This is a genomic window from Pseudomonas sp. PVC-5-1, from assembly GCF_057444345.1.
The window spans coordinates 1,024,478-1,041,708 of the sequence record NZ_CM172024.1; the positions used below are offsets into that span (position 1 = coordinate 1,024,478).

General features: G+C 62.4%; 22 protein-coding genes. 12 read left to right on the plus strand and 10 right to left on the minus strand.

Annotation, left to right across the window (positions count from 1 at the left end; translation table 11 throughout):
- Positions 1-164: 164 nt before the first annotated feature.
- From AC2T3R_RS04705 to AC2T3R_RS04715, 3 genes are all read left to right on the plus strand, one after another.
- Positions 165-566, plus strand: coding sequence for a FagA protein (locus tag AC2T3R_RS04705; protein ID WP_486744710.1), 402 nt, complete (start codon positions 165-167; stop codon positions 564-566).
- Positions 559-1,935, plus strand: coding sequence for a class II fumarate hydratase (locus AC2T3R_RS04710; protein ID WP_486744711.1), 1,377 nt, complete (start codon positions 559-561; stop codon positions 1,933-1,935). The genes AC2T3R_RS04705 and AC2T3R_RS04710 overlap by 8 nt, the downstream gene beginning before the upstream one ends.
- A gap of 75 nt (positions 1,936-2,010) precedes the next feature.
- Complete coding sequence (locus AC2T3R_RS04715; protein ID WP_486744712.1) at positions 2,011-2,622, plus strand: superoxide dismutase; 612 nt, start codon at positions 2,011-2,013, stop codon at positions 2,620-2,622.
- A gap of 391 nt (positions 2,623-3,013) precedes the next feature.
- On the opposite strand, the gene AC2T3R_RS04720 is transcribed toward AC2T3R_RS04715, so the two are convergent.
- The 10 genes from AC2T3R_RS04720 to AC2T3R_RS04765 all read right to left on the minus strand — a co-directional run bounded on the left by AC2T3R_RS04720 (position 3,014) and on the right by AC2T3R_RS04765 (position 10,026).
- The gene (locus AC2T3R_RS04720) at positions 3,014-3,286 is read right to left on the minus strand and encodes an HPr family phosphocarrier protein (protein ID WP_013971075.1); all 273 of its coding nucleotides are present in this window, start codon (positions 3,284-3,286) and stop codon (positions 3,014-3,016) included.
- A gap of 19 nt (positions 3,287-3,305) precedes the next feature.
- Positions 3,306-4,160 (minus strand): RNase adapter RapZ, encoded by an 855-nt coding sequence (rapZ, locus tag AC2T3R_RS04725; protein WP_013971076.1) that lies wholly within the window; start codon positions 4,158-4,160, stop codon positions 3,306-3,308.
- A gap of 2 nt (positions 4,161-4,162) precedes the next feature.
- On the minus strand, positions 4,163-4,627 hold the full coding sequence (gene ptsN / locus AC2T3R_RS04730) for a PTS IIA-like nitrogen regulatory protein PtsN (RefSeq protein WP_015269060.1): 465 nt from the start codon (positions 4,625-4,627) through the stop codon (positions 4,163-4,165).
- 12 nt (positions 4,628-4,639) lie between these two features.
- Complete coding sequence (gene hpf / locus AC2T3R_RS04735) at positions 4,640-4,948, minus strand: ribosome hibernation-promoting factor, HPF/YfiA family (RefSeq protein ID WP_003255135.1); 309 nt, start codon at positions 4,946-4,948, stop codon at positions 4,640-4,642.
- 79 nt (positions 4,949-5,027) lie between these two features.
- A complete protein-coding gene (locus tag AC2T3R_RS04740; RefSeq protein WP_486744713.1) occupies positions 5,028-6,521 on the minus strand; it encodes an RNA polymerase factor sigma-54 in 1,494 nt (497 codons plus the stop codon).
- Positions 6,522-6,696: 175 nt separating this feature from the next.
- Positions 6,697-7,422, minus strand: coding sequence for an LPS export ABC transporter ATP-binding protein (lptB, locus tag AC2T3R_RS04745; RefSeq protein WP_003257916.1), 726 nt, complete (start codon positions 7,420-7,422; stop codon positions 6,697-6,699).
- On the minus strand, positions 7,423-7,947 hold the full coding sequence (gene lptA / locus AC2T3R_RS04750) for a lipopolysaccharide transport periplasmic protein LptA (RefSeq protein ID WP_023660773.1): 525 nt from the start codon (positions 7,945-7,947) through the stop codon (positions 7,423-7,425).
- Positions 7,934-8,506: an LPS export ABC transporter periplasmic protein LptC gene (gene lptC, locus AC2T3R_RS04755; protein WP_486744714.1), complete on the minus strand. Its 573-nt coding sequence runs from the start codon at positions 8,504-8,506 to the stop codon at positions 7,934-7,936. Before lptC ends, lptA begins: the two co-directional genes overlap by 14 nt.
- 8 nt (positions 8,507-8,514) lie before the next feature.
- Complete coding sequence (locus tag AC2T3R_RS04760; protein ID WP_013971081.1) at positions 8,515-9,039, minus strand: KdsC family phosphatase; 525 nt, start codon at positions 9,037-9,039, stop codon at positions 8,515-8,517.
- Between the two features lie 12 nt (positions 9,040-9,051).
- Complete coding sequence (locus AC2T3R_RS04765; RefSeq protein ID WP_410951376.1) at positions 9,052-10,026, minus strand: KpsF/GutQ family sugar-phosphate isomerase; 975 nt, start codon at positions 10,024-10,026, stop codon at positions 9,052-9,054.
- Between the two features lie 248 nt (positions 10,027-10,274).
- Between AC2T3R_RS04765 and AC2T3R_RS04770 the strand changes: the two genes are divergently transcribed.
- From AC2T3R_RS04770 to hisD, 9 genes are all read left to right on the plus strand, one after another.
- Complete coding sequence (locus tag AC2T3R_RS04770; RefSeq protein WP_012270662.1) at positions 10,275-11,084, plus strand: ATP-binding cassette domain-containing protein; 810 nt, start codon at positions 10,275-10,277, stop codon at positions 11,082-11,084.
- The gene (gene mlaE, locus AC2T3R_RS04775) at positions 11,084-11,881 is read left to right on the plus strand and encodes a lipid asymmetry maintenance ABC transporter permease subunit MlaE (RefSeq protein ID WP_013971083.1); all 798 of its coding nucleotides are present in this window, start codon (positions 11,084-11,086) and stop codon (positions 11,879-11,881) included. Before AC2T3R_RS04770 ends, mlaE begins: the two co-directional genes overlap by 1 nt.
- Positions 11,881-12,366 carry an outer membrane lipid asymmetry maintenance protein MlaD gene (gene mlaD / locus AC2T3R_RS04780; protein WP_003257921.1) on the plus strand — a complete coding sequence of 162 codons (486 nt, stop codon included), beginning with the start codon at positions 11,881-11,883 and terminating at the stop codon, positions 12,364-12,366. Before mlaE ends, mlaD begins: the two co-directional genes overlap by 1 nt.
- A gap of 9 nt (positions 12,367-12,375) precedes the next feature.
- Positions 12,376-13,023, plus strand: coding sequence for an MlaC/ttg2D family ABC transporter substrate-binding protein (locus AC2T3R_RS04785; protein WP_003257922.1), 648 nt, complete (start codon positions 12,376-12,378; stop codon positions 13,021-13,023).
- Positions 13,020-13,322 carry an STAS domain-containing protein gene (locus tag AC2T3R_RS04790; RefSeq protein WP_015269065.1) on the plus strand — a complete coding sequence of 101 codons (303 nt, stop codon included), beginning with the start codon at positions 13,020-13,022 and terminating at the stop codon, positions 13,320-13,322. Before AC2T3R_RS04785 ends, AC2T3R_RS04790 begins: the two co-directional genes overlap by 4 nt.
- 117 nt (positions 13,323-13,439) lie before the next feature.
- A complete protein-coding gene (locus AC2T3R_RS04795; protein ID WP_003255121.1) occupies positions 13,440-13,679 on the plus strand; it encodes a BolA family protein in 240 nt (79 codons plus the stop codon).
- 23 nt (positions 13,680-13,702) lie between these two features.
- Positions 13,703-14,968: a UDP-N-acetylglucosamine 1-carboxyvinyltransferase gene (murA, locus tag AC2T3R_RS04800; RefSeq protein ID WP_013971085.1), complete on the plus strand. Its 1,266-nt coding sequence runs from the start codon at positions 13,703-13,705 to the stop codon at positions 14,966-14,968.
- 167 nt (positions 14,969-15,135) lie between these two features.
- Positions 15,136-15,771 carry an ATP phosphoribosyltransferase gene (gene hisG / locus AC2T3R_RS04805; RefSeq protein WP_003257924.1) on the plus strand — a complete coding sequence of 212 codons (636 nt, stop codon included), beginning with the start codon at positions 15,136-15,138 and terminating at the stop codon, positions 15,769-15,771.
- A gap of 134 nt (positions 15,772-15,905) precedes the next feature.
- Positions 15,906-17,231, plus strand: a complete 1,326-nt coding sequence (gene hisD, locus AC2T3R_RS04810) for a histidinol dehydrogenase (protein ID WP_013971086.1) — start codon at positions 15,906-15,908, stop codon at positions 17,229-17,231.

The window sequence follows — 17,231 nt, forward strand, 5'->3', positions numbered from 1 at the left end:
TCTGTAGGAGCGGGTTTACCCGCGAAGAGGCCGGTGGAGGCACTACAGAATTTTCAATGAAACCGAAGACCCGGCCCCCATGCCGGGTTTTTTGTTTCATCACCTCTCTTGAAGTGATTATATTTATCACTTAATAATGAATATCATTAACCAGTAACTCGGCGATGATGTTCATGAAACCCGTCCTCCGCGAACTGCCCTACCTGGAAAACTGGCGCTGGCTCAGCCGACGCATCCGCTGTGCGCTCGAGCCCGACGAACCGCGCCTGATCGAGCACTACTTGGCTGAAGGCCGCTACCTGGTGTGCTGTACCGAGACCTCTTCATGGACGGTGGCGCTGACTTCCTTCCGCCTGCTGCTGGATACCGCCTGCGACCGCATGCTGCCCTGGCATTGGCGCTGCCTGTGCCTGGACCAGGCCTGGCGCCCTCTGCTGGACCTGCGCAACCTCGACCGCGAGGCACAGAACCAGCGCTGGCAGCCCTACGCCCTGCAGTTGGCCAATTGCCGCCTGCTGCCGTCGATTTCTCCCGATGAACTGATGCAAGGATTTGATGATGAGTGATACCCGTATCGAGCGTGACAGCATGGGCGAACTGCAGGTGCCGGCCCAGGCCCTGTACGGCGCCCAGACCCAACGCGCGGTCGACAATTTCCCGATCAGCGGCCAGCGCATGCCGGCCCAGTTCATTCGTGCACTACTGCTGGCCAAGGCTGCCGCGGCCAAGGCCAACGTCGAACTGGAACAGTTGTCGAGCACGCAAGGCCAGGCCATCGTAACGGCAGTCGAGCAACTCCTGGCGGGTGACTTCATCCAGCATTTCCCGGTGGATGTGTTCCAGACAGGCTCCGGAACCAGCTCGAACATGAACGCCAACGAGGTGATCGCCACACTGGCCAGTCGCGTGCTGGGTGAGGTCGTCAACGCCAACGACCACGTCAACTGCGGCCAGAGCAGCAACGACATCATCCCCACCACGATTCACGTCAGCGCCGCCCTGGCCTTGCACGAGCAGCTACTGCCCGCCCTGGCGCATCTGGTACAGGTGATCGAGGCCAAGTCGGCACAGGTGCATCAGTACGTGAAGACCGGCCGCACCCACCTGATGGACGCCATGCCGGTACGCATGAGCCAGGTGCTGGATGGCTGGGCGGCGCAGATCAATGGCGCCAAGGCACACATCGAAGCTACCCTGCCGAGCCTGCAGGCCCTGGCCCAGGGCGGCACGGCCGTGGGTACCGGCATCAACGCCCACCCGCAATTCGCTGCTGGTTTCGCCCGCCAGCTCAGCGGCCTGACCCAGGTCGAGTTCACCCCCGGGCAGAACCTGTTCGCCCTGATCGGCTCGCAGGACACCGCAGTGGCCCTGTCCGGCCAGCTCAAGACTACCGCCGTGGCGCTCATGAAGATTGCCAACGACCTGCGCTGGATGAACTCTGGCCCGCTGGCAGGGCTGGGCGAAATCGAGCTGCAAGGCCTGCAGCCGGGCTCTTCGATCATGCCGGGCAAGGTCAACCCGGTGATTCCAGAGGCCACCGCCATGGTCGCCGCCCAAGTGATCGGCAATGACGCCACCATCGCCATCGCTGGCCAGTCCGGCAACTTCGAGCTGAACGTGATGCTGCCGGTGATCGCCCGCAACCTGCTGGAGAGCATCGAGCTGATGGCGAACGTTAGCCGCCTGCTGGCCGACAAGGCCATCGCCAGCTTCAAGGTCAACGAAAGCAAGCTCAAGGAAGCCCTGGCACGCAACCCGATTCTGGTCACGGCGCTGAACCCGATCATCGGCTACCTCAAGGCCGCCGAAATCGCCAAGACCGCTTACAAGCAAGGCCGTCCGATCATCGACGTGGCGCTGGAGCACACCGACCTGTCGCGTGACCAGCTGGAAACGCTACTGGACCCGGAAAAACTCACTGCCGGTGGTATCTGACACTGAGTCACGGCCCAAGCGCCAGCGGTGGCCGCGTTGGTCATCGCCCAACCCATGCTTACGGAATTCACTGATATGCCCCATACCTTGCCTGCACTGCCTTACGCTTACGCTGCGCTGGAACCGCACATCGACGCGCAGACCATGGAAATCCACCACACCAAGCACCACCAGACCTACGTCACTGGCCTCAACGCCGCCATCGAAGGCACCGAGTGGGCTGAGTGGCCGGTGGAAAAACTGCTCGGCGCGGTCGGGCAACTGCCGGAAAACCTGCGTGGTGCGGTGACCAACCATGGCGGCGGGCACGCCAACCACAGCCTGTTCTGGACCGTGATGTCGCCGCAGGGTGGGGGAGAGCCGCAGGGCGCTCTGGCGCAGGCCATAGATGCCCAACTGGGCGGCTTCGATGCCTTCAAGGAGGCTTTCACCAAGGCTGCGCTGACCCGCTTCGGCAGTGGCTGGGCCTGGCTCAGCGTGACCCCGCAGAAAAACCTGGTAGTGGAAAGCAGCGGCAACCAGGACAGCCCGCTGATGCACGGCAACACGCCAATCCTCGGCCTGGACGTGTGGGAGCATGCCTACTACCTGAAGTACCAGAATCGTCGTCCGGAATACATCGGTGCTTTCTACAACGTCATTGACTGGGCGGAAGTGGAGCGCCGCTACCTCGAAACCCTGAAGTGAGTCTCCCCGGTATGCGCTCCCAGATGATGTCTGTCAGCCGTGTGCGCCTGTTTCGCTTGTTTCGCCTGGCGCTTGGGACTTTGCTGTTGCTGGCAGGCACTGCATTGCTATTGGCGCGCGGCTTCGCCTGGTTGGACCTGGCCTGGCCAGCTTGGGGCTGTGCATCGGTTTGCGCCGGATGATGGGGGGTTCACCGGCTTCGCTGTGGGAGCGGGCGTGCCGAGGCGTCGAACCGCCGCGAACACCGGCGAAGCCGGTGCCATACACCGCGTCGTCTGCCTTCGCGGGCACGCCCGCTCCCACACAGCGCAGCCCAAAGGACTGGGCAATCTCCCACAGGCGTTTTGTGCTAAAAAGCTGTTCCCACACGGACCGTGCGGGCCTGCGAACTTTATTCGCCTTCGTCGAAATAATTGTTGATCAGTTCGACCAGCGCTGCCATGGCATCGTCGTCCTGCTCGCCTTCGGTATGCAGGTGCACCTGGGTGCCCTTGCCGGCCGCCAGCATCATCACCGCCATGATGCTCTTGCCATCCACCAACTTGTCCGGCGCACGGCCAACCCTCACCTGGCAGGGGAAGCGACCGGCAACGCCGACGAACTTGGCTGCCGCCCGGGCATGCAGACCCAGCTTGTTGATGATGGTGATTTCACGGGCGGGCATCGTGGGGCGGATCCTTGGGCTAGAGGTCGCGGTGGCGGACCTGGACGTTTTTCAGGGATTGCTGCAACAACTGGCCAAGGCGTTCGGTGATGTACACCGAGCGGTGGTGGCCGCCGGTGCAGCCAATGGCAATGGTGACGTAGGCACGGTTGCTGGCGGCGAAGCGGGGCAGCCACTTGAGCAGGTAGCTGGAAATGTCGTTGAACATCTCTTCGACATCCGGCTGTGCGGCCAGGTAGTCGATCACCGGTTGGTCGAGGCCGGAGTGCTCACGCAGCTCGGGCTTCCAGTAGGGGTTGGGCAGGCAGCGCACATCGAACACCAGGTCGGCATCGACCGGCATTCCTCGCTTGAAACCGAACGACTCGACCAGGAACGCGGTGCCAGGCTCGGGCTGGTTGAGCAGGCGCAGCTTGATCGAATCACGCAGCTGGTACAGGTTCAGGCTGGTGGTGTCGATCTTCAGGTCGGCCAGGTCTGCAATCGGCCCCAACAATTCGCTTTCCACCCGGATCGCTTCCGCGAGCGAGCGGTTGGCGTTGGTCAGCGGGTGGCGTCGGCGGGTTTCCGAGAAACGCTTGAGCAGTACGTCTTCGTCGGCATCCAGGTACAGCACGTCGCACTGGATATGCCGGGCGCGGGCTTCTTCGAGCAACTCGGGAAAACGCGTCAGGTGGCTTGGCAAGTTGCGCGCGTCGATCGACACGGCGACCTTGGGTTGCTGCAACTCGGTGTTGATCAGCGCATTTTCCGCCAGTTGCGGCAGCAGCCCGGCGGGCAGGTTGTCAATGCAGTAGAAACCGTTGTCTTCCAGGACATCGAGGGCGGTGCTCTTGCCGGAGCCGGACCGGCCGCTGACGATGATCAGGCGCATGTTCAGTGCTCGTTCTGTACGTCCAGGACAACCTGGAACAGGGCCTCGCTGCTGGTGGCCGCACGCAAGCGATCACGGACCTCCTTGCGATCGAGCATGCTGGCAATCTGGCGCAGCAATTCCAGATGGGCATCGGTGGCGGCTTCTGGCACCAACAGGACGAACAGCAGGTCCACCGGCGCGCCATCGATGGCGTCGTAGTCGATAGGCGCTTCCAGGTGCAGCAGGGCGCTGACCGGAGCGGAACATCCTTCAAGCCGGCAGTGCGGGATGGCGATGCCGTTGCCGAAACCGGTCGAACCGAGTTTTTCCCGGGCGACCAGTTTTTCGAAGACGTCCTGCATCTCCAGTTCGGGCACTTGTTCGGCGATGACGGTGGCGACCTTTTCCAGGGCGCGCTTCTTGCTGCCGCCCGGCACGTTCACGAGGGAACGGCCGGGGGTCAGGATGGTTTCAAGTCGGATCATGGATGAGGGGGATCAGCGGGCAGCTGCACCTTGCAGCAGGCTTTGCTGTTTTTCCTTGTGTTTTTTCAGTTGGCGGTCGAGCTTGTCTGCCAAGGCGTCGATCGCTGCATACATGTCTTCGTGTTCGGCGTTGGCAACCACTTCGCCGCCGGGAATCTGCAAGGTCGCCTCGACCTTCTGCTGCAGCTTCTCGACTTTCATGATGACCTGCACGTTGGTGATCTTGTCGAAGTGACTTTCCACGCGAGCGAGCTTTTCAAGCACATAATCGCGCAGTGGCTGGGTGACTTCTACATGCTGTCCACTGATATTGACTTGCATACAGCTTCTCCTTTGTTGCCCGTGCATAAAGAGGCAGGTCTTGCACCTGCCCCACAAACGCTGTGGCACATCTCAGGGGCTACATCAGTCGCTTGCGCTCGCTCGACGGTGCGATGCCGAGAGACTCGCGGTACTTGGCGACGGTGCGACGGGCTACCTGGATGCCTTGTGCCTCCAGTAAACCAGCGATCTTGCTGTCACTCAATGGCTTTTTCTGATTTTCCGCTGCAACCAGTTTCTTGATGATCGCGCGGATAGCCGTAGACGAGCATTCTCCGCCTTCGGAGGTGCTGACGTGGCTGGAGAAAAAGTATTTCAGTTCGTAGATGCCACGCGGGGTGTGCATGTATTTCTGCGTGGTTACCCGCGAAATGGTCGACTCGTGCATGCCCACCGCTTCGGCAATGTCATGCAGTACCAAGGGCTTCATCGCTTCGTCGCCGTGGTCGAGGAAGCCGCGCTGGTGCTCGACGATCTGCGTGGCCACCTTCATCAGGGTTTCGTTGCGGCTTTGCAGGCTCTTGATGAACCAGCGCGCTTCCTGCAGCTGGTTGCGCATGAAGGTGTTGTCGGCACTGGTGTCGGCCCGGCGCACAAAGCCAGCGTACTGCGGGTTTACGCGCAGCCGCGGAATGGCCTCCTGGTTCAGCTCCACCAGCCAGCGGTCGCTGTCCTTGCGTACGATGACGTCGGGCACCACGTACTCAGGCTCGCTGGACTCGATCTGCGAGCCGGGGCGCGGGTTGAGGCTTTGTACCAGCTCGATGACCTGGCGCAGCTCGTCTTCCTTGATTTTCATGCGACGCATCAGCTGGCTGTAGTCACGGCTGCCGAGCAGGTCGATGAAATCGGTGACCAGGCGCTTGGCTTCTGTCATCCACGGGGTGCTGGCAGGCAGCTGGCGCAATTGCAGCAACAGGCATTCACCAAGGGTGCGGGCGGCAACGCCGGCTGGCTCGAATTGCTGGATGCGGTGCAGTACCGCTTCGACCTCGTCCAGCTCGATATCCAGCTCCGGGTCGAAACCTGCGCAGATCTCCTCGAGGGTATCTTCCAGGTAGCCCTGGCCGTTGATGCTGTCGATCAGGGTGACGGCAATCAGGCGGTCGGTGTCGGACATCGGAGCCAGGTTCAGCTGCCACAACAGGTGGCTTTGCAGGCTCTCGCCGGCCGATGTGCGGGTGGTGAAGTCCCACTCGTCGTCGTCGTTGTTTGGCAGGCTGCTGGCACTGGTCTGGTAGATGTCTTCCCAGGCGGTGTCGACCGGCAGCTCGTTGGGGATGCGCTCGCTCCATTCACCGTCTTCCAGAGTGTCGGCACTGGTGGTGCTTTCCTGGAAGCTGTTGTCCTGGACTTCGGCGACCGGCTTGTTTTCGGCGTTGTCCGCCATCGGATCGCTGTTGTCGAAGTCGTCGCCGTCTTCCTGACGTTCGAGCATCGGATTCGACTCCAGCGCTTCCTGGATTTCCTGTTGGAGGTCCAGGGTGGAGAGCTGGAGCAGGCGGATGGCCTGTTGCAACTGCGGTGTCATCGTCAGTTGCTGGCCCATTTTAAGGACGAGCGATGGTTTCATGGCTGGGGCTTAATACCTTGTTCGCCGGCGCGCATGCGCCATCCACTACACGAGGGCGCCGGGGCGCCAGATCAAGCAAGTTTTATGCCTTAAATTGTAGCGTTTGCCTAGAGTACCGTAACACTTTACCCCGGGTTTTAGGGCGATTTGCCAGTACTCCAGGCGCGTGCCAGGCTCAGAGTCGGAACTCGTGGCCCAGGTAAACTTCTTTGACCAGGTCGTTGGCCAGGATGGTTTCAGCGTCGCCTTCGGCGATCAGTCGGCCATCATTGACGATATAGGCGGTTTCGCAGATATCCAGGGTCTCACGCACATTGTGGTCGGTGATCAGTACACCGATGCCCTTGGCCTTGAGGTGGTGGATGATCTGCTTGATGTCACCGACCGAAATCGGGTCGACACCGGCAAACGGTTCGTCCAGCAGGATGAACTTGGGTGCGGTCGCCAGCGCGCGGGCAATTTCCACGCGGCGGCGCTCACCACCGGACAGGCTCATGCCGAGGTTGTCGCGAATGTGGCTGATGTGGAACTCCTGCAGCAGGCTTTCCAGCTCTTTGCGCCGGCCGTCGCGGTCGAGGTCCTTGCGGGTCTCGAGGATGGCCATGATGTTGTCGGCCACCGACAGCTTGCGGAAGATCGAGGCTTCTTGCGGAAGATAGCCGATGCCGGCGCGGGCGCGACCGTGCATGGGCTGGTGGCTGACATCGAGGTTGTCGATCAGCACGCGCCCCTGATCGGCCTGGACCAGGCCGACAATCATGTAGAAGCAGGTGGTCTTGCCGGCGCCGTTGGGGCCGAGCAGGCCGACGATCTGGCCGCTGTCGATCGACAGGCTGACGTCGCGTACGACTTGCCGCCCCTTGTAGCTCTTGGCCAGGTGCTGGGCTTTGAGGGTTGCCATTTACTCGGCCTTCTTCTTGGGCTGGATCACCATGTCGATACGCTGACGCGGCGAGGTCACGTTGCCACCACGACCGGCGGTCGCCACCTGGGTCTGGGTGTTGTAGACGATCTTCTCGCCTTCGGTGGTGTTGCCTTCGCTCTCGACCTTGGCGCGGTCGGTGAGGATCACCATGTCCTTCTGCGACTGGTACTGGATGGTCACCGCCCAGCCTTTCATCTTGTCTGGCTTGGCTGCGCTCTGCTGTTGCTCGAAGTAGGCCAGGTTGCCCACCGAGGTCACCACGTCGATGTCGCCGGAGGCGGAACGGGTGATGGTCACGGTGTTGCCTTTGATCATCATCGAACCCTGGGTGATGATCACGTCGCCGGTGTAGGTGGCCACGCCCTGCTTGTCGTCCAGGTGGGCGTTGTCGGCCTGTATGCGGATAGGCTGGTCACGGTCATTCGGCAGGGCGAGGGCGCTCGCGCTTCCCAGTGCTGCGCTCAGGCTGAGCAAAAGGGGGAGGGTTTTAACGAGCCTCATACTGTCCTCTTACGTTAGAGAGCAAGTCCATCTTGCCTTCTTTCAAATACGCTTTCATACCTTTGCCCGTAGTTGTGCCACCGGCGCCGTCGATTCTAACGGCTTGCTCGGTCTGCGCATATTGCTTCTGCGGGAACACGGTCATGCGTGCGCTGGTAATGATCATTTCACGCTGCTTTTCGTCGGTGCGGGCGACCCGTACGTTGTCGATCAGTTCGACTTCGCTGCCGTCCGGGTTGACCTCGGCGCGGGTGCTCTGTACGTGCCACGGGTATTCGGTACCGCGGTACAGGTGCAGGTCCGGCGTGGTCAGCAGGGTGATTTCGCTGGCTTTCAGGTGTTCGACCTTGTCAGCGGTCATTTCGTACTGCAGCTTGCCGTCGGGCATGAACTGCACGCTGTGGGCGTTGACCGCGTAGTAGTCGATGGCGCTTTCGTCGACCTGGGCCACAGGTTTGTCGAGGAAACTTTCCGGGCTGACATTCCAGTAGCCGATCGCCACCAGCAGGGCGGCGATCACTGCGAGCAGCGTAATGTTGCGGGCTTTCTTGCTGAACATGGGCAGCCTTACAGGTAGTTGGCGTTGGCAGCGTCCAGGGTGCCCTGGGCCTGCATGATCAGTTCGCAGAATTCACGGGCCGCGCCTTCGCCGCCACGTGCCTGGGTCACGCCATGTGCGTGCTGGCGAACGAACGGCGCGGCGTTGGCCACCGCCATGCCCAGGGCGACCCGGCGGATCACCGGCAGGTCGGGCAGGTCGTCGCCAAGGTAGGCCACTTCATCATAGCTCAGGCCCAGTTCGGCGAGCAGGCCGTCCAGCACCACCAGTTTGTCTTCGCGGCCCTGATACAGGTGCGGGATGCCGAGGTTCTTCGCCCGGCGCTCGACCACCGGGGTCTTGCGCCCGCTGATGATAGCGGTGGTCACGCCCGAGGCCATGAGCATCTTGATGCCCTGGCCGTCGAGGGTGTTGAAGGTCTTGAACTCGCTGCCGTCCTCGAGGAAGTACAGGCGCCCGTCGGTGAGCACGCCGTCCACGTCGAACACTGCCAGCTTGATGTGCTTGCCGCGTTGCATGAGGTTCTGGTTCATTCCATCGCTCTCTTACATCACGCCGGCGCGCAGCAGGTCGTGCATGTTCAGGGCGCCGGTGGGGCGGTCCTCGCGGTCCACCACCACCAGAGCGTTGATCTTGTGGTCTTCCATGATCTTCAGTGCCTCGGCCGCGAGCATTTCGGCGCGGGCCGTCTTGCCGTGCACGGTCATGACCTGGTCGATCAGGGTGGTGTGGATGTCGATGTTGCGGTCCAGGCTGCGGCGCAGGTCGCCGTCGGTGAAGATCCCGGCCAGCTTGCCGTCGGCTTCGACGATCACGGTCATGCCCAGGCTTTTTCGGGACATTTCAAGGAGCGCGTCCTTGAGCAGGGTGCCGCGGGGCACCTGGGGCAGTTCGTCGCCAGCGTGCATCACGTTCTCCACCTTGAGTAGCAAGCGGCGGCCCAATGCACCGCCCGGGTGCGAGAAGGCAAAGTCCTCGGCGGTGAAACCGCGGGCTTCGAGCAGGGCAATGGCCAGCGCGTCGCCCAGCACCAGCGATGCGGTGGTGGAGGAGGTGGGGGCCAGGTTCAGCGGGCAGGCCTCTTGCTCGACGCGGGCGTCGAGGTTGACCTCGGCAGCCTGGGCCAGGGGCGAGTCCGGGTTGCCGGTCAGGCTGATCAGCTTGATGCCCAGGCGCTTGATCAGCGGCAGCAGGGTGACGATTTCGGCAGTGCTGCCGGAATTCGACAGGGCAAGGATGACATCATCGCGGGTGATCATGCCCATGTCGCCATGGCTGGCTTCGGCCGGGTGCACGAAAAACGCCGGTGTACCAGTGCTTGCCAGGGTGGCGGCGATCTTGTTGCCGATGTGCCCGGACTTGCCCATGCCGACCACGACGACCCGGCCCTTGCTGGCCAGGATCAGTTCGCAGGCCTTGACGAAATTTTCGTCGATGCGCGCCAGCAGGGCCTCTACGGCCTCGAGTTCCAGGCGCAGGGTGCGTTGTGCGGATTGGATCAGCTCGCTGGATTGGCTCATGTCGAAAAAGCAATGCCTGATGAAAAGGCGGCGATTATAGCTGCAATGAAAGAAACCCTCACGCTTTCGATTGCCGGGGTGAATGTCTCGCCAGCCTGTCGCAGGGCTGAACGACTCGCTAGCCGACCTTGGGGCGGCGCTGTCAGCGGTGCTATAGTTCGCCGCTATTCGGCCTGCCAGGGGCGCTTGTGCCTTCCAGATGGAGGCCGACGTCCATTAGGACGAGGCTGCACTAGCAAGGAGTCTAGATGAGTGTGGATAGCGCCTACGCGGTCGAGTTGAAGGGGGTTACCTTCAAACGTGGTTCGCGCAGCATTTTCAGCAACGTCGACATTCGCATCCCGCGCGGCAAGGTCACCGGCATCATGGGGCCATCGGGTTGCGGCAAGACCACGTTGCTCCGCCTGATGGGCGCGCAGTTGCGCCCCTCCAGCGGTGAGGTCTGGGTTGCCGGGCAGAACCTGCCGACGTTGTCGCGCAGCGACCTGTTCGACGCCCGCAAGCAAATGGGGGTGCTGTTCCAGAGCGGCGCGCTGTTCACCGATCTCGATGTGTTCGAGAACGTCGCGTTCCCGCTGCGCGTGCATACCCAGCTGTCGGATGAGATGATCCGCGATATCGTGCTGATGAAGCTGCAGGCCGTGGGGCTGCGCGGTGCCATCGACCTGATGCCCGACGAGCTGTCCGGAGGCATGAAGCGCCGTGTGGCCTTGGCCCGGGCGATTGCCCTCGACCCGCAGATCCTCATGTACGACGAGCCGTTCGTCGGCCAGGACCCGATCGCCATGGGTGTATTGGTGCGTCTGATCCGCCTGCTCAACGACGCCTTGGGTATCACCAGCATCGTCGTTTCCCACGACCTGGCGGAAACCGCCAGCATCGCCGACTACATCTATGTCGTAGGTGATGGCCAGGTGCTGGGCCAGGGGACGCCTGACGAGCTGATGGGGTCGGACAATCCGCGGATTCGCCAGTTCATGAAGGGCGACCCGGACGGCCCGGTGCCTTTCCATTTCCCTGCGCCTGACTACCGCGCCGACCTGCTGGGAGCGCGTTGATGCGCAGAAAATCCTTACTCGAACGTGTCCGCCTGCTGGGGCGCTCGGCCATCGACGTATTGGCGGTGCTGGGGCGCTCCTGCCTGTTCCTGTTCCATGCGCTGATCGGCCGTGGCGGCATCGGCGGCGGCTTCCAGCTGCTGACCAAGCAGCTGTATTCGGTGGGCGTGCTGTCGCTGGCGATCATCGTCGTGTCCGGGGTGTTCATCGGCATGGTGCTGGCGCTGCAGGGCTTCAGCATCCTGACCAAGTACGGCTCGGAGCAGGCGGTGGGGCAGATGGTCGCCCTGACCCTGCTGCGTGAGCTCGGCCCGGTGGTGACGGCGTTGCTGTTCGCCGGCCGTGCCGGTTCGGCGCTGACCGCAGAAATCGGCAACATGAAGTCCACCGAGCAGTTGTCGAGCCTTGAAATGATCGGCGTCGACCCGCTCAAGTACATCGTCGCGCCGCGCCTGTGGGCCGGTTTCATCTCGCTGCCGTTGCTGGCGCTGATTTTCAGCGTGGTCGGCATCTGGGGTGGCTCGTGGGTGGCGGTGGACTGGCTGGGCGTCTATGAGGGCTCGTTCTGGGCCAACATGCAGAACAGTGTTTCGTTCACGGACGATGTGCTCAACGGGCTGATCAAGAGCCTGGTATTTGCCTTCGTCACGACCTGGATCGCCGTATTCCAGGGGTACGACTGTGAGCCCACCTCAGAAGGGATCAGCCGTGCCACCACCAAGACCGTGGTCTATGCCTCGTTGGCAGTGCTGGGTCTGGACTTTATTCTGACCGCCTTGATGTTTGGAGATTTCTGATGCAAAACCGCACCCTGGAAATCGGTGTCGGCCTGTTCCTCCTGGCCGGGATCCTGGCGCTGCTGCTGCTGGCCCTGCGTGTCAGCGGGCTGTCGGCCAGCCCGAGCAGCGATACCTATAAAGTTTATGCCTACTTCGACAATATCGCCGGTTTGACGGTCAGAGCTAAAGTGACCATGGCCGGTGTGACCATCGGCAAGGTTACCGCCATCGATCTGGACCGCGATTCCTACACCGGTCGGGTGACGCTGCAGCTGGACAAGTCGGTGGACAATCTGCCGACCGACTCGACTGCCTCGATCCTGACCGCCGGGTTGCTTGGCGAGAAGTACATCGGCATCAGCGTGGGCGGTGAGGACCAGGTGCTCAAGGACGGCGGGACCATCCACGACACCCAGTCGGCACTGGTGCTGGAAGATCTGATTGGCAAGTTCCTGCTCAACTCCGTTGGCAAGGAACCGAAAGAAGCGCAACCGGCTAATTAAGGAGTTTCCATGATTTCCATCCTGCGACGTGGCCTGCTGGTCCTGCTGGCGGCCTTCCCCCTGCTGACCGTGGCTGCGCAGACGCCACACGATGTGGTTCAGGGCACCACCACTGAACTGCTGGGCGACCTCAAGGCCAACAAGGAACAGTACAAGTCCAACCCCAATGCCTTCTATGATGCGCTGAACCGCATCCTCGGCCCGGTGGTGGACGCTGACGGTATTTCCAAGAGCATCATGACCGTCAAGTACTCGCGCAAGGCCACCCCCGAGCAGATGCAGCGCTTCCAGGAAAACTTCAAGCGCAGCCTGATGCAGTTCTATGGCAATGCCCTGCTCGAGTACAACAACCAGGGCATCACCGTCGACCCGGCCAAGGCTGATGACGGCAAGCGCGCCAGCGTTGGCATGAAGGTCACCGGCAACAACGGTGCCGTGTATCCAGTGCAGTACACCCTGGAGAACATCGGTGGCGAGTGGAAGGTGCGCAACGTGATCGTCAACGGCATCAACATCGGCAAGCTGTTCCGCGACCAGTTCGCCGACGCCATGCAGCGCAATGGCAACGACCTGGACAAGACCATCGACGGCTGGGCCGGTGAAGTGGCCAAGGCCAAGCAGGCCGCCGACAACTCGCCGGAGAAGACCGTCAAATGAGTGAGGCCGGTGTAAGCATGGCCGAGCCGGGCGTGCTGCGCCTGGCCGGCGTGCTGGACTACCGCAGCGGGCCGGTCCTGCGCAAGCAGGGCAAGGCGCTGATCGCGGCCTGCCGCGAGGCGCAGCTGGTGCTCGACTGTTCGGCAGTTCAGCGTTCCACCAGTGTCGGCCTGTCGTTGCTGCTGGCCTTCATGCGCGATGCCCAGGCCGCAGGCAAGGGTTGCCAGGTGCGCAGCATGCCGGACGACATGCGGGAAATTGCCGAGGTCTATGATCTCGATGAAGTGCTGGCAACCTGATGGCCCGGCACGGATGATGGCCCCTCGGTCAGTGAAGCCCTCGTTGGGCTTCGCAGGCGAGGGGCTTTTTTGTATGATGGCCGACCCGTGCGCATCGGGCGCCGATTGAGGTTGAGCATGCAGGCCGTAGAAGTTAAAAGCTTCCTTGAAGAGAAATTGCCGGGTTCCCGGGTCGAAGTTGAAGGCGAAGGCTGCAACTTCCAGTTGAACGTGATCAGCGACGAGTTGGCTGGCCTGAGCCCGGTCAAACGCCAGCAGGCGATCTATGCTCACCTGAATCCGTGGATCGCCAATGGCAGCATCCATGCGGTAACCATGAAATTTTTCAGCAGCGCAGCCTGGGCTGAGCGCACCTGAGCCAACGTGGCGGCGAGATTCCAATGGACAAACTGATTATTACTGGCGGCGCTTGCCTTGATGGCGAGATCCGCATTTCGGGCGCGAAGAACGCAGCCCTGCCGATTCTGGCGGCGACCCTGCTGGCCGACGGCCCGGTCACCGTGGGCAACCTGCCGCACCTGCACGACATCACCACCATGATCGAGCTCTTCGGCCGCATGGGCATCGAGCCGGTGATCGACGAAAAGCTGGCGGTCGAGATCGACCCTCGCACCATCAAGACACTGGTTGCACCTTACGAGCTGGTCAAGACCATGCGCGCCTCGATTCTGGTGCTGGGCCCGATGGTTGCCCGTTTCGGCGAGGCCGAAGTGGCCCTGCCTGGCGGTTGCGCCATTGGTTCGCGCCCGGTCGACCTGCACATCCGTGGCCTTGAGGCCATGGGCGCGAAGATCGAAGTCGAAGGCGGCTACATCAAGGCCAAGGCACCTGAGGGTGGCCTGCGCGGTGCGCACTTCTTCTTCGACACCGTCAGCGTGACCGGTACCGAGAACATCATGATGGCCGCTGCCCTGGCCAAGGGCCGCAGCGTGCTGCAGAACGCCGCGCGCGAGCCGGAAGTGGTCGACCTGGCCAACTTCATCAACGCCATGGGCGGCAAGGTCCAGGGCGCTGGTACCGACACCATCGTCATCGATGGCGTCGAGCGCCTGCACTCGGCCAACTACCGCGTGATGCCGGACCGTATCGAGACCGGTACCTACCTGGTTGCCGCTGCCGTGACCGGCGGCCGCGTCAAGGTCAAGGACACCGACCCGACCATCCTTGAAGCCGTACTGGAAAAACTCAAGGAAGCCGGTGCCGACATCAACACTGGCGAAGACTGGATCGAGCTGGACATGCACGGCAAGCGGCCGAAAGCCGTCAACCTGCGTACCGCCCCGTACCCGGCGTTCCCGACCGACATGCAGGCGCAGTTCATCTCGCTCAACGCCATTGCCGAAGGCACCGGTGCAGTGATCGAGACGATCTTCGAAAACCGCTTCATGCACGTCTACGAAATGCACCGCATGGGCGCGCAGATCCAGGTCGAAGGCAACACTGCCATCGTCACTGGCGTCAAGGCGCTGAAGGGTGCCCCGGTAATGGCCACCGACCTGCGTGCTTCCGCCAGCCTGGTGCTGTCGGCGCTGGTAGCCGAAGGCGATACCCTGATCGATCGCATCTACCACATCGACCGTGGTTACGAGTGCATCGAAGAAAAACTGCAGATGCTGGGCGCGAAGATCCGTCGCGTACCGGGCTAGTAGCCCGTCGGCATACCGTGTGGGAGCGGGCCTGCCCGCGAATACCGGCAGAGCCGGTGCCATGCACCGCGGTGGTTGCTTTGCGGGCAAGCCCGCTCCCACAATGAATCAAATGCGGTCGGGCTCGACGCCCGGCCGGCAGTAGCCGCTTAAGGACCGACGTTCCAATGTTGACCATCGCGCTTTCCAAAGGCCGTATTCTCGACGATACCCTGCCGTTGCTGGCCGAGGCCGGTATCGTGCCGACCGAGAACCCGGACAAGAGCCGCAAACTGATCATCCCCACCACGCAGGACGATGTGCGCCTGCTGATCGTGCGTGCGACCGACGTGCCGACCTATGTCGAGCATGGTGCCGCCGACCTGGGTGTGGCCGGCAAGGATGTGCTGATGGAGTACGGCGGCCAGGGCCTTTACGAGCCCCTGGACCTGCAGATTGCCCGTTGCAAGCTGATGACCGCTGGCGTGGTCGGCGCACCCGAGCCCAAGGGCCGTCTGCGCGTGGCTACCAAGTTCGTCAACGTAGCCAAGCGCTACTACGCCGAACAGGGCCGCCAGGTCGACATCATCAAGCTGTACGGCTCGATGGAACTGGCACCGCTGATCAACCTCGCCGACAAGATCATCGACGTGGTCGACACCGGCAACACCCTGCGTGCCAACGGCCTGGAGCCCCAGGAACTGATCGCCACGATCAGCTCGCGCCTGGTGGTCAACAAGGCCTCCATGAAAATGCAGCACGCCCGTATCCAGAGCCTGATCGACACGCTGCGCGGAGCGGTCGAATCGCGACACCGCGGCTGACTCTCTACCGACTGCGCGCGGCCTTCGCTGCCGCGCCCGTCTATCCGCGTCATAGCCATTTTTCTCGGGTGCCCGCGCGGATGGACTGGTAGCCTAGGGCGCCTGAGCATTCGCCAATAATCGAGGCCCTCGCCATGACCGTGTCCACTGCAATTGCCCGTCTCAACGCTGCTGATCCGGATTTCGCCCGACATCTGGATCATCTGCTGAGCTGGGAAAGTGTGTCCGATGACGCGGTCAACCAGCGCGTGCTCGACATCATCAAGGCCGTGCGCGAGCGCGGCGATGCGGCACTGGTGGAATTCACCCAGCGTTTCGATGGTGTCGATGCCAAGTCCATCGATGACCTGATCCTCGGTCGCGAGCGCCTGGAACTGGCGCTGACCCGCATTACCCCGGCCCAGCGCGAAGCCCTGGAAAAGGCTGCCAACCGTGTGCGCATGTACCACGAGCGGCAGAAGCAGGACTCCTGGCAGTACACTGAGGCCGACGGCACCGTGCTCGGCCAGAAGGTCACCCCGCTGGACCGCGCCGGCCTGTATGTGCCGGGTGGCAAGGCGTCGTACCCATCGTCGGTGCTGATGAACGCCATCCCGGCCAAGGTCGCCGGCGTGGCCGAAGTGGTGATGGTGGTGCCGACCCCGCGTGGCGAGGTCAACGAGCTGGTGCTGGCGGCTGCCTGCATCGCCGGTGTCGACCGTGTGTTCACCGTCGGTGGCGCCCAGGCTGTCGCCGCGCTGGCCTACGGTACCGAAAGCGTGCCGCAGGTGGACAAGATCGTCGGCCCGGGCAACATCTACGTCGCCACCGCCAAGCGCCATGTGTTCGGCCAGGTGGGTATCGACATGATCGCCGGTCCGTCGGAAATCCTCGTGGTATGCGACGGCCAGACCGACCCGGACTGGATCGCCATGGACCTGTTCTCCCAGGCCGAGCACGATGAAGATGCCCAGGCCATCCTGGTCAGCCCGGACGCCGCCTTCCTCGACCGCGTTGCCGCCAGCATCGACAAGTTGCTGCCGACCATGGAACGTGCCGAGATCATCGAGAAGTCGATCAATGGCCGTGGCGCGCTGATCCAGGTGCGTGACATGCAGCAGGCCATGGAAGTGGCCAACCGCATTGCCCCGGAGCACCTGGAACTGTCGGTCGCCGACCCGCAGGCCTGGCTGCCGCACATCCGCCACGCTGGCGCGATCTTCATGGGCCGCCACACCAGCGAAGCGCTGGGCGACTACTGCGCAGGGCCCAACCACGTGCTGCCGACCTCCGGTACCGCGCGTTTCTCGTCGCCGCTGGGGGTGTATGACTTCCAGAAGCGTTCGTCGATCATTTTCTGCTCCGAGCAGGGCGCGTCCGAGTTGGGCCACACCGCCTCGGTCCTGGCCCGTGGCGAGTCGCTGACCGCCCACGCCCGCAGCGCCGAATACCGCATTCTGACCCAAGAGAAGGGGAACTGA